9 protein-coding genes are annotated in these 12438 nt (G+C 64.1%); 4 read left to right on the top strand and 5 right to left on the bottom strand.

Annotated elements, in window-relative coordinates:
- Positions 1-2: 2 nt before the first annotated feature.
- Positions 3-1202: a mandelate racemase/muconate lactonizing enzyme family protein gene (locus NLM32_RS28320; RefSeq protein ID WP_254132088.1), complete on the bottom strand. Its 1200-nt coding sequence runs from the start codon at positions 1200-1202 to the stop codon at positions 3-5.
- A 195-nt stretch (positions 1203-1397) separates the two neighbouring features.
- On the opposite strand from NLM32_RS28320, the gene NLM32_RS28315 reads away from it, so the two are divergent.
- The 4 genes from NLM32_RS28315 to NLM32_RS28300 are packed head-to-tail and all read left to right on the top strand — an operon-like array spanning position 1398 to position 6482.
- Complete coding sequence (locus NLM32_RS28315) at positions 1398-2159, top strand: GntR family transcriptional regulator (RefSeq protein WP_254132087.1); 762 nt, start codon at positions 1398-1400, stop codon at positions 2157-2159.
- Positions 2160-2183: 24 nt separating this feature from the next.
- Positions 2184-3548 carry an MFS transporter gene (locus NLM32_RS28310; protein WP_254132086.1) on the top strand — a complete coding sequence of 455 codons (1365 nt, stop codon included), beginning with the start codon at positions 2184-2186 and terminating at the stop codon, positions 3546-3548.
- 38 nt (positions 3549-3586) lie between these two features.
- Positions 3587-4597 carry a TRAP transporter substrate-binding protein gene (locus NLM32_RS28305; RefSeq protein ID WP_254132085.1) on the top strand — a complete coding sequence of 337 codons (1011 nt, stop codon included), beginning with the start codon at positions 3587-3589 and terminating at the stop codon, positions 4595-4597.
- A gap of 4 nt (positions 4598-4601) precedes the next feature.
- Complete coding sequence (locus NLM32_RS28300; protein ID WP_254132084.1) at positions 4602-6482, top strand: TRAP transporter large permease subunit; 1881 nt, start codon at positions 4602-4604, stop codon at positions 6480-6482.
- Positions 6483-6648: 166 nt separating this feature from the next.
- Here NLM32_RS28300 and NLM32_RS28295 read toward each other — a convergent pair whose 3' ends face one another.
- The 4 genes from NLM32_RS28295 to NLM32_RS28280 all read right to left on the bottom strand — a co-directional run bounded on the left by NLM32_RS28295 (position 6649) and on the right by NLM32_RS28280 (position 12395).
- Complete coding sequence (locus NLM32_RS28295; protein ID WP_254132083.1) at positions 6649-7899, bottom strand: arsenic transporter; 1251 nt, start codon at positions 7897-7899, stop codon at positions 6649-6651.
- A gap of 22 nt (positions 7900-7921) precedes the next feature.
- The gene (locus NLM32_RS28290; RefSeq protein WP_254132082.1) at positions 7922-9199 is read right to left on the bottom strand and encodes an MFS transporter; all 1278 of its coding nucleotides are present in this window, start codon (positions 9197-9199) and stop codon (positions 7922-7924) included.
- A 66-nt stretch (positions 9200-9265) separates the two neighbouring features.
- Entirely contained in the window at positions 9266-9706 is a 441-nt protein-coding gene (locus NLM32_RS28285) for an EamA family transporter (protein ID WP_254132081.1), read from the bottom strand.
- Positions 9707-9929: 223 nt separating this feature from the next.
- The gene (locus tag NLM32_RS28280; RefSeq protein WP_254135438.1) at positions 9930-12395 is read right to left on the bottom strand and encodes a PAS domain S-box protein; all 2466 of its coding nucleotides are present in this window, start codon (positions 12393-12395) and stop codon (positions 9930-9932) included.
- Positions 12396-12438: the final 43 nt, after the last annotated feature.

Genomic DNA, 12438 nt, shown 5'->3' with positions numbered 1-12438 from the left:
CCTCAGACGTTGGAGCGGCGCACGGTCAGATCGGAGCGCTCAAATACGGCGGGCAGAAGGTCGACGCCTAGGCCGGGGCCTTCCATCGGAAAGACATAGCCGTCCTTGATCGTGGGCATCGTGGTGACGAGCTCATTGTACCAGCCCTTGTAGAAGGCGCGCACGGATTCCTGGATCAGCGTGTTGGGCTGGCTGAACGACATGTGGATGGCGGCGATGAAGCCGATCGGGCCGATGCAGTCATGCGGCGCGAAGGGGCGGTGATAGGTCTCGGCCATCGCCGCGATCTTGCGGCCCTCGGTGAGGCCGCCGGTCCAGCACAGATCGGCCATCACCACATGCATGGCGTCGCGGTCGAGCATGTCCTTGTAAGGGAAGCGCGAGCCCAGCGTCTCGCTGGCGCAGACCCAGACGTCGGTCGAGCGGGCGTATTCGGCGAGCGCCTGCGGTGAGTTCATGCGGATCGGGTCTTCGTACCAGGTCGGCTTGTAGGGCTCGAGCGCGCGGGCGATCTGCTTTGCGGTCGGCAGATTCCACAGCGAATGGAGTTCGACCATGATCTCCATCTTGTCGCCGACGGCCTTGCGGATTTTTTCGAACGGCTCGATCGCCTGCTTCATCTGGGCGGCCGTGATGTAGAGACCCTTGTTCTCCTGCGCTGCCGGATCGAACGGCCAGATCTTCATCGCCGAGATGCCGCTTTCCAGGAGGCTTTCGGCGAGCGCATCGGCGCGGTTCATGAAGCCGTCGAGGTCTTCATAGGGGCCCTTGGAGGCGCCGAGATTCCAGTTGGAGACCGGGCTGATATTGGTGGAGCGCACATATTGCGTGCCGGCGCAGGTGTTGTAGATGCGCTGCTTGTCGCGGCAGAGGCCGCCTAGCATCTGATGCACCGGCTGATTGCAGACCTTGCCGAACAGATCCCACAGCGCGATGTCGATCGCCGATGCTGCGCGATATTCGACGCCGGTCGATGACTGCGCCATCGGCAGGTTCAGCATGTCGCGATGGATCGCCTCGATGTGGAGCGGATTGCGGCCGAGCAGGCGGCCGGCGAAGGTGTCGTGGATCTGCGCTTCGACCGCGCCCGCGCCATAGAAGGTCTCACCCAAGCCGATGACGCCGGCATCGGTGTGGACGCGCACCCAGATGACGTTGGAGAATTCCTCGGTGCGCAGCGTCTCGATCGACGTGATCTTCACGGCAATTGTCCTCCCATCGTGAGCGCGGCTAGCGCCCGTCTTGTTGTTCTTCCTTGGTCGTTCTTCCTTGGCCGCTCCGCAGCCTTGGAGACGCCGTCATACGCGCACTTGTAATATATCACAACATGTTTTAAGCATGTCACAACAATGATGCGACCTGGCCCAAGACGAGGCGAGGGCGATGGGGAGGACAGCATGGTGCGGCGCAAACGCGCGCTCGAGTTGGTCAACGCGGAGAGCGAAGGCGCCATCAGCAGGCGCAACCGCGTCAATTTCGTCGAGCTTGCCTATCAGAAGATCGAGGATCTTCTTGTCAGTTGCGAGCTGAGGCCGGGTCAGTTCCTGACCATGCTGGAGCTGCAGCACATCACGGGATTTGGCCGCACACCGGTACACCATGCCGTCAACACGCTTGCCGCCGACACGCTGATCATTATCCGTCCGCGCCATGGTTTGCAGGTCGCCCCGATCGATCTGGCGCGCGAGCGCATGCTGCTGGGCCTGCGCCGCGACATGGAACGCTTCGTGATCCGCTTGGCTGCTGATCGCGCCAGCCTCTCGCATCGCAACCAAGCCCTGCATATCGAGCGCGTGCTGCGCGAGCGACGCGCCAACCTGACGCTCGACGAGTTCAACAACCTCGACCGCCGTATCGACGCGCTGATCCTCGAGGCCGGCGGCGAGCCCTTCCTCGCGCATACGATGCGGCCACTGCACACGCTCTACCGGCGCATCGGCTTCATCCATCACCGCCACATGCCGGGGCGGACCGACTTGTCGAGCACCATCGATCGCCATCTCGACATTTTGAATGCGATCGCCACACGCCGCGTTGATGCTGCCGTGAATGCGAGCGACGCGCTGATCGACTTCATGGATACGATATTCGTCGGCATGGAGGCGGGGATCGATCCGCGCCTGCTCGATTGCAGCATCGAGCCGCTGCTCGACGCGTAGAAAAATTTCGAAGAGAGGACCAACATGTCAACGATGGCCGTGCCACAACCGACCGCGAGCGAAGCCGCGGTCCGCTATCTCATCACCAATTACAGTCCAAAGGGCAACAAGGTCGGCTGGCTGATGATGGCCTCGATCCTGGTCGAGGCCTGGGATCTCTATTCGATCGCCTTCGTGCTGATCTTCATCAAGGAGCAGTACAATCCCGATCCGTTGATGCTCGGCCTTGCCGCGGCCGGCACGCAAGGCGGTGCGCTGATCGGCGCGCTGCTCGGCGGCTGGCTGTCCGACAAGATCGGCCGCCGCGTGATGTTCCTGGTGACGATGGTGATGTTCATCGTGCTGGCGCTGGCGCAGGCTTTTGTGCCGAGCGTCGCCTGGCTCGTCGTGATCCGCTTCCTGCTCGGCATTCCGCTCGGCTCCGATATCTCGACCGGCTACACCTACATCATGGAATCCATGGCGAAAGGTGAGCGCGAGGTGATGGGCAATCGCTGGCAGTTCATGTTCGCCGTCGGCGAAGTGCTGACCATCGGCGTCATCGTGATCTTCCTGCTGCTCGACATTCAGCACGAGATGCTGTGGCGCGTGACGCTCGGCCTCGGTGCGGTACCGGCGCTGATCATCCTGATCATGCGCCACGACGTGCCGGAGACGGCGGTGTGGCTGGTGCAGAAGGGGCGTTATCGTGAGGCCAAGCAGGTCGCGCGCGAGATGTTCAACGACGACCTCGCCATGCTGCCGGACCAGGACGTTCCGGTGCCGAAGGTCTCGACTCGTGCCTTCCTCGCCGACCTCAAGCAGGACCCGATCCGCTGGCGCGCGACGGTCTACGGCTGGATCGCCTGCTTCGCCCAAGGCAGCGAGTTCTCGACCTTCGCATTCTACTTGCCCGTGCTGTTCGTGATGGTCGGCGTGTCGAGCGTGCTCGGCATCAACCTGGTGACCATGGCGCTGTTCTGCTTCGCGGCTCTGTCCGGCTGGGTCGGCCCGTTGCTGACGCCGAAGATCGGCCACCGTGGCATCGCGATCGCCGGCTTCTCGATCGTGCTGGCCTCGCTGCTGGTCGCCGCCTTCGCGCTCTACACCGACAACAAGATCCTGCTGCCGTTCGCGGCGGCCGCCATGTTGTGGGGCCACTATTGGGACGCGTCGAACTGCATGACGATTCCGACCATGGTCGCCAAGCCGAAGTACCGCGGCACGGCGAGCGGCTTCGCCTACATGTTCGTGAAGCTGCCGTCGTTCCTGGCGATCTTCCTGTTCCCGACGGTGTTCGCTGCAGTCGGGCAGGCCAATGCCACCCTGATGGTCGCGATCTTCCCGCTGATCGGATTGCTAGCCGCAATCTTCATCCTGCCGGAAGTCTACGGCTACGAGAACGACTGACGGATAACGCCAAAGCAACAAACCGAAGGGGAGGCATCATGACGAAGTTTTCGCGCCGCGCGATGTTGGCGGGTATCGCAGGAGGGCTTGCAGCTCCGGCCCTGATCAGGCCGGCTGCCGCTGCCACGACGCTCAAAGTCTCGACGTCGTTTCCGAATGACCCGAAATTTTCGACGGCCCGGATCTGGTATGATCTCTTTCTGCCGCGGCTGAAGGAGGCGACCGACGGGCAGGTTGCGACACAATTCTTCCCGGACAATCAGCTCGGCCAGGAGGCCGATGTCGTCAACCAGGTCAAGTTGGGCGTCGTCGACATGATGCTTGTCGGCACGTCGATCTGGACCAACGTCGTGCCCGAGATCGGCGCGTTCGATCTCGGCTACATCTTCGCGGACTATGATCACATGCGAAGAGTTGCATCCTCACCAGGGGGCGAGGCCGTGCGACAGCTCCTGGTGAAAAAGGCCGGTGTGCATTTCCCTGCCTGGGGGCGCAATCTCGGCGCCCGCAATTTCATGACAAAGTTCGCGTTCAAGGAGCCCGCCGAGCTCGCCGGCAAGAAGATTCGCTGCCTGCCGAATCCGGTGGTGACGGAGACCGTCAAGCTGATGGGTGCCGCTGCAACGCCGATGGCGTTCGGCGAGATCTACACCGGACTTCAGGCTGGTGTGATCGACGGGCTGGAGCACGACGCCCCGACGATCATTTCGGCGAAATTCTATGAAACGGCCAAGAATTTCACGCTGACCAAGCATATTCACACGCCCTTCGGCGCTTTCATCAGCGACCGCACCATGACGAGACTGCCTGCGGCGCAGCGCGACGGCCTGATCAAGGCCATCCAGCAGGCCACGGATGAACACTTTGCCAAAGCCGGTCAGATCGAGGCGGACGCGACGGCGGAATTGAAGAAGCTCGGCGTGACCATTTCTGAATGCAATCGTGGCGCGTTCCGGGAGCACGTTCGACCGATGTGGGATCGCTTCGCCGAGCGCACACCCGCCGCGAAGCCGCTGCTGGATGCGATCCGCCAGACCGAAAACGGCTAGATCGATGACGACGCCCGTCACCGTGGCGCGAACCGGACAACTGGCGGTCGAAGGCATCTGGCCGGCTTTCCTGAAGGGCCTGCTGCTTGTTCTCGAGTGGACGGCAACGGCTCTGCTCGCGGCTGATCTTCTTGTCGTCATCGGATCGGTCCTCGGCCGGCATTTGTTCGACACGCCGGTGGAGTGGAGCGACGATGTTGCTCGCGCGCTGCTCCTTGCCGTGACCTTTCTCGGCGCGGCTGCGGCATTGGCGCGCGGCGACAATGCCGGCGTGACGTTCTTTGTCGATCGAATTGCGCCGCGCCGGCGCGAGCAACTCGATGCCGCGGTGGCTGCGCTTGTTGTGATCATCACGGCTGGGTCGTTCTACTACGCAACCCAGTTGCTGGTTGAAACGTCGGGGCAAACGGTCGGGGCCGGGGTGCCACAGGAAGTCTTCTTTGCTCCCCTGTGCGTTGCGACCGCTGCCATGACGCTTTTTGCGATCGATACCTGCCTGCGTTTCCGCCGGCGGGATACCGTCGCGGCGGTCGCCGGCTATGCGATCCTGGCCGCCCTCTGGACGGCCTGGCTGTCGCTCTCGCCAGACACCACGCCGGGACTGCCGTGGATCATGGGTCTCGTCTTTGTCGCGTCCTTGGTGGCCGGTGTCGCGATCGCCTTCGTTCTGGCGCTTTCCGCGCTGGTTTTTGTCTGGTGCGGCGACATGTTGCCGGGCCAGTTCCTTGCGCAGCAGATGGCGCGCGGCATCGATAACTTTGTGCTGCTTGCCGTGCCGTTCTTCATCCTGGTCGGCTATCTGATGGAGGCGAACGGCATGTCCGTCCGTCTGATCTCACTTCTGCAACGAGGTGCTGGCCGGATTCGCGGGGGCCTCGACGTCGTGATGGTCCTCGCGATGGTGATCTTTTCCGGCATCTCCGGTTCGAAGATGGCTGACATCGCGGCCGTCGGCTCCGTGTTGGTGCCAGCGGCCCGCAAATCCGGACAGAAGCCGGGAGACGCGGTCGCGCTGCTCGCGGCCTCGGCGGTCATGGCAGAGACTATTCCTCCCTGCGTGAATCTCATCATCCTTGGCTTTGTCGCGAACTTGTCGATCGGCGGCCTGTTCATGGCGGGTCTGCTCCCTTCGGCGCTGATGGCACTCGCCCTCATTCTCACGGCTGTGGTCGCGGGGCGTCGCACCACGCAGGCCGCGATTGTCGGCGGCGCCGGCGAATCCATGACGAGCATGGCGACCAGCGGCGTCGCGGCGTTCGGCCTGATCGTGCTGATTTTCGGCGGCTATCGATCGGGCTTTGCAACTGCGACGGAGATTTCTGCTTTTGCGGTTGTCTATGCACTGGCCGTCGGGTGGGTCTTATTCCGGGAGATGACCTGGACGGCAGTCGGCTCGGTCATGCGGCACGCGGCCGTGCGCTCAGGGATGGTTCTTTTCATCGTAGCGGCCGCCCAGAGCCTGGCTTATGTCCTGACGCTGCAACAGATCCCGCACGCGATTGCGGATGTCTTGGTGGCTTTGACCGCCCAGCACGGGCGTTGGGTCTTTCTTCTTCTCTCTGTCCTGATCCTGATCGTGATGGGATCCGTTCTGGAGGGAGCCGCTGCACTGATCATCTTCGCGCCGCTGCTGATGCCGGTGGCACGGCAACTCGGCGTCGATCCCCTCCATTACGGGGTCATCCTTGTCGTGGGCATGGGGATCGGGCTATTTGCACCTCCGCTCGGTCTCGGCCTCTATGGTGCGTGCCTCATCGGCGGTGTGCGGCTCGAGGACACCATCGTGCCGATCTTGAAGTATCTCGGGATACTCTTCCTTTGCCTGATCCTGATCGCCTTTGTCCCGGAGATCAGCACGGCCCTGCCGAGGGCGTTGGGATACTGACGGCCCTCCAATGGGCCGCAGTGTCGTGTCGCCGACGATGACATTGTGCCCCTGTTTTGCCCGACGTGTCAAACGGGTTCGGAAAATGCGCATGGCGACGCGCGGACGGTGGTCGGCTACTTTGCATGGGGTTGTTTTCGATATTTTTGAGATCGACTGAGCACGCTCACCTGATCGCGGCCGCCAGCGCCGCGATCAGGGCGGGCGGTGTCACCAAAATGCCGAGCTTGAGGAACGGCCAGGCGCCGACCTCGATCTTCTCCCGCCGCAGCGCGACCAGCCAGAGGATGGTCGCGAGCGAGCCGGTGACCGACAAATTGGGTCCGAGATCGACGCCGATCAGGATGGCGCTGACGACAGGGGCCGGCAGATGATCGCTGGCGGCGACCGAGCCCGCGACAAGGCCGACGGGCAGATTGTTGGCAATATTGGTGGCCAGCGCTGTCGCGATGCCGACGCTCCAGGCGGCGTGCGTTACTGATTGTGCGACGGCTTCGTGCAAGAGCGCACTGAGCTGGCCGATCACGCCGGTCTTCACCAGCGCCTCCACCATCACGAACAGACCGCCGACCAGCGGCAGCACGCTCCAGGACACGCCCCTGAGCACGGGGAGCGGCGACTGGCGGCTGATCAGCAGCACGATGGCGGCCGTCACCACGCCGCAGATGAAGGTCGGCAGGCCCAGTTGCTTGTCGAGCGCCGATGCCGTGACCAGTACGGCGCCGATGGCAATGATGCCGACGGCCGTCAGCTTGCCGCCGCGGCCGAGCTTGGGATGCGGCACGCTGCGCGCGATGGTCTCGTCTTTCAGCGCGCGATGCTGGGTCAGGCGTAGCACGATATAGGTGAGCAGGATCGAGGCGGCCGAGGGCAGGGCGAACAGGCGCAGCCACTCGACAAGCTGCGGCATGCGCGCGCCGAACACGACGAGGTTGGCGGGGTTCGAGATCGGCAGCACGAAGCTTGCGGCGTTCGCAATGAAAGCGCAGACGAACAGATAAGGCAGCGGTTTTGCGCCCGCCGCGCGCGTGGCGGCATAGACGGCCGGCGTCAGCACGATCGCCGTCGCGTCGTTTGAGAGCAGCACGGTCACGACCGTGCCGACGACATAGATCAGCAGGAACAGCCGCTGTGGTGAGCCCGCGGCATATTCGACCGCAAGCGCTGCGAGGTAATCGAACAGGCCTTCGAGCCGGGCTAGCTCGGCGATCAGCATCATGCCGATCAGGAAGAGATAGACGTCGATGCCTTTCTCGATGCCGGTGAGGGCGTCCTGCCATGGCAGGAAGCCGAGCAGCACCAGGGCGCCGGCACCGAGCACGGCCCAGATCGCCTCGGGCAGTCGAAAGGGGCGGATGATGACGCCCGCGGTCGCGGCGACGATGATGCTCCAGGCCCAGATGGCGTCAGACGGCACGTTCAATCCTTGTGGCGTGAGTTCATTTGGCAGCGATAGCGGAAGCCGAAGCCGCTGTCTTCCCCTGTGGGCGCGGACCGCCGTCTGCGCTGCGCCGCGTCTCGGGGAGGGCGAGGAGGCAGATCACGGCGCCGATCGCGGCGACCGCGCCGAGCGTGACAAAGGCTGCGCTGTAACCAGCACCGACCACGACGAAGCCGGCGAGGGTCGTCGACAGCGCCGCGCCAATGCTCTGGGCGGTGATGACGGCGCCCTGCGCGACGTTGAAGCGGCCGGTGTTGCGCATGAGGTCGGCGACGATCACAGGGAAGATCGCGCCAAAAATGCCAGCACCGACGCCGTCGAGCAACTGCACGCCGACCAGCCAGAACGGATTGTCCGAGAGCGTATAGAGCCCGCCGCGAATGGGCAGGATCAGGAGCGCGGCGAGAAAGAAGCGCTTGTGGCCCCAATGGTCGGCCTTGGCCCCGACCAGCATTGCGAAGGGCACCATCACGATTTGGGCTGCCACGATGCAGGCTGACATCAGGCTGGTGCCCATGTTCTTGTCCTGGAGAGCGAGCTTTTGCCCGACCAGAGGCAGCATTGCCGCGTTGGAGAGGTGGAACAGAGCGGTGCAGATCGCGAAGACGAGCAGCGGGCGACAGGTCAGCAGCACGGCGAGGCCGGATGGCTGCTCGCTCTGTGCATCGGCGTCGTCCAACCCGCGCGCAAGGTCGTGGTCGATGGCGCGTTCGGGAATTGCGAGGATGCTGGCGAGGCTCGCGACCGCCATGGCGCCGAGAAGGTAGAACACGACGGTGGGACCGAACCAATAGGCGGAGAGCCCGGCGAGACCGGCCGCAACCGCATTGCCGGCGTGATTGAAGGTTTCGTTGCGGCCGATCCGCCGGGTGAAGGCGGCATGGCCGAAGATGCCGAGTGAGACGGCGGCGATGGCCGGCGGAAAGATGACTGCGGCGGCCTGGGCGATGCCTTGCGAGATTGCAACGGGTCCGAAGGTCGGAAACAGCGGTAGCGACAGCGAGGCAAGGGTGACCATCACGGCGGCAATCGCCATCACCATCCGGTTCGCTCGCGTCGCGTCGACCAGCGCGCCGGCCGGCGTCTGCGCCACGATGCCGGCAATGGTCGCAATCGACATCACGAGACCGATCCGCGCCTCGTCCCAGTGCTGCTCGGTGAGGAGATAGACGGCGAGATAGGGGCCGAGCCCGTCGCGGACGTCGGCGAGGAAGAAGTTCGCCGCGTCCAGCGCGCGGCCGGCCTGCTTTGCCTGATCGGGGTTTTCGCGCGACATCGGTCTCTCGATCGAGGCTGGGAAGCGCCCCGGCAGAAACCGATCTCAGGCCAGCTTTGTTCCGTCCTAAAACTTCACGGCCAGGAGAACTGCGCCGGCGCCGATCATGGCGATGCCGACCCAGCCCTGCGCTGTCGGGCGCTCGCCGAGAAAAGCGAATGCGAACAGGGCGACCAGTACGACGCTGAGCTTGTCGATCGGCGCCACCAATGTTGCGGGCCCGAGTTTCAGCGCGCGGAAGTAACACAGCCACGACGCGCCGGTCGCGAGCCCCGACAGCACCAGGAACAGCCATGTTCGCGACGAGACCGCCGAGGGAACGGCGAACTGGCCGGTGAAGAACAGCAGCACCGAGAAGGCCAGCAGCACCACGATGGTGCGGATGAAGGTGGCGAGATCGGGATTGATGTTCTCGACGCCGACCTTGGCGAAGATCGCGGTCAGCGCGGCGAAGCAGGCGGAGAGAAGCGCCCAGGTCTGCCAGGCGGAGAAGAGGGCGGGTTTCATCGGGATATTGCTTTCATCTGGTCGTGGCGTGGATTGCAGCCCAATACTCCGCTGTCGTCCCGGACAAGCGAAGCGCAGATCCGGGACCCATACCGCGGAAGCTATCTTGAGGCATACTGGTCGTCGTTCTTCGCCAAACACGATCCTGTGGTTATGGGTCCCGGATCGGCGCGCCGCCGTGCTTCGCTTGTCCGGGACGACATCGCGTTGCGTGGCCCAACACTCACCTTGCCACCGACAGCTTCTCCGTGATCGCCTTGCGCAGAATGCGCGAGAGCGACTCCACCGAGTACGGTTTCTGGATCAGCTCGAATCCGCGATGGGCGTTCTCGGCGAGCACGTTGCTGTAGCCGCTGGTGAGCACCACCGGCAGGCCCGGATAGCGCTCGCGGATGATGCCGGCGAGCTCGACGCCGTTCATGCCGGGCATGATGACGTCGGAGAACACCAGATCGACCGCGAACTCGTTCTCGCCGAGGATGGAGAGCGCGGCATTGGCGTTGGCGACGCGGCGGACGACATAGCCGAGGTCCTCAAGAAGCTCGGTCGAGAACTGGCCGACATCGTCATTGTCCTCGACCACGAGCACGCGGTAGCCGCGCCCGGTGGTCGCGCTTTCGCTGGTGAGTGATGCGGATTCCTTCTCGGCGGCAGGGCTCTGCGCCTGCGGCAGGTAGATCGTGAAGGTCGCGCCCTGGCCGTGCGTGCTCGTCACGGCGATGTCGCCTTCAGACTGTTTGGCGAAGCCAAACGCCTGGCTGAGGCCGAGGCCGGTGCCCTTGCCGACCTCCTTGGTGGTGAAGAACGGCTCGAAGATGGCGTCGATATTTTCGAGCGCGATGCCGGTGCCGGTATCCGCCACCGAGATTGCGACATAATCGCCGCCACGCGCCGACTGCGCACGCAGGTTCGGGATGCCCTGAACCTTGCGGACGGCGATGGTGAGGCGGCCTTCGCCATCCATGGCGTCGCGGGCGTTGATGGCGAGGTTGATCAGCGCAGTCTCGAATTGCGCGATGTCGGCGACCGTGAAGCAATCGGCGTCGTCGATCTCGACCTTGATCTCGATGCGGCCACCGACCAGCGGCCGGACCAGCTGCGCCACGCCCTCGACCTGGCTGCCGACATTGAATATCTGCGGCTTGAGCGGCTGCCGTCGCGCGAAGGCCAACAGCTGTGCGGTCAGTTTCGAGGCGCGCTCGACAGTATCGGAGATGGCATCGACATAGCGGCGGCGGCGCTCTTCCGGCAGCTCGCGCCGGCGCAGGAAGTCGGTCGCCGAGCGGATGATGGTGAGGAGGTTGTTGAAATCGTGCGCGACGCCGCCGGTGAGCTGGCCGATCGCCTCCATCTTCTGCGATTGCCGCAGCGCGTCCTCGCCGCGGCGGCGCTCGGTGATGTCGACGGCTTCCGGCACCGCGCCGGTGATGTTGCCGTGGCGGTCGAGCACCGGGCGCATGCCGAACTCGAAATCGCGCTCGCCGATGGGCAGCCGCAGCCGCATCTCCATCCGCACCGCTTCGCCCTTGAGCACGGTGTCGAAGGCCTCGCGCACGGTTGCGCTCATGCCGTGGGTGCCGGTGAACCAGGGTGTATCCCAGAACGGCTTTCCGATGACGTCGGAGGAGTTCGCCCTGATGCCGTCGAGCGCAGTCTTGTTGGCGTAGAGCAATTCACCCCTAAGGTTGACCAGCCCCTGATACTGGTTGCTGGTCTCCAAGATCGCGCGCAGCCGCGCCTCGTTGGATTCGAGCTCGGCGGTACGCTGCGCGATGCGCTCTTCCAGCGTCTCGTTGAGGCTCCGCAGCTCGATCTCGGCCTGCTTGGCGACCGTGATGTCGTGGGCAACGCCGATGAAGCCGATATGCTTGCCGGTCGGGTCCCAGCGCGGCTGCGATTCCGAGCGCAGCCAGCGCCATCTTCCGGACGCATCCTTGTAGCGCGCCTCCAGCACGAACGGCTTGAGCGAGGCTTCGCCCTGGACCGATTGCTGCAGCACATGCGGCAGGTCGTCCGGATGCAGCACCTTGCGCCAGTCGAAGGCGATGGCCTGATCGTAGGGCAGGCCGACGAAATCGACATAGGCCTGGTTGGCGAAGGAACGCGTGCGGTCGAGCTTGGTCACCCAGATCGGCACCGGCGCGCTGTCGGCGATCAGCCGGAAGCGCTCCTCGCTCTCGCGCAAGGTCTCGCGCACCAGCATCTGGTCGGTGACGTCGATATGGGCGCCGACGAGGCGGATGGCGCGTCCGTCGCCGTCACGCTCGATCTTGGCGACGACGCGGATCCAGCGGGTCTCGCGGTCGCTGGGGCGGATGATGCGGTATTCGGCGGTATAGTCCTCGCTGGTCCCGGCCAGCGCCTCGAAGAAGTGTTTGACGGTCGCGTCGCGGTCATCGGGATGGATGCGGCTGACCCAGTCTTCGTGCGTTTCGTCCGCAGCCTCGGGCGGCAGCCCGTGGATCATCAGATATTCCGGCGAGCGGCGGTTCTTGAAGCCTTCGCGGAAGTCGACCTCGAGGCCACCGACCTTGCCGATGCGCTGAATGCGCGCAAGTTCGGCCTCGCGCTCCTGAAGCGCGCGATAGGCTTCATCGCGCTCCCGCGCGATGTCTTGGAGGTGCTGGCGCAGCCTTTCGGCAGCAAGGGTCTCGGGCAAAGGATCGTTCAAGGCGTCGGCCGTTGTGATGCGGGAGCGCGCGTGCCGAGCCGATATTCACACAGACAAAGCG

The sequence above is a fragment of the Bradyrhizobium sp. CCGUVB14 genome, assembly GCF_024199935.1.
Taxonomy (GTDB): domain Bacteria; phylum Pseudomonadota; class Alphaproteobacteria; order Rhizobiales; family Xanthobacteraceae; genus Bradyrhizobium.
The sequence above is the reverse complement of the archived record's forward strand: the minus strand, read 5'-3'. Positions and strand labels throughout refer to the sequence as shown.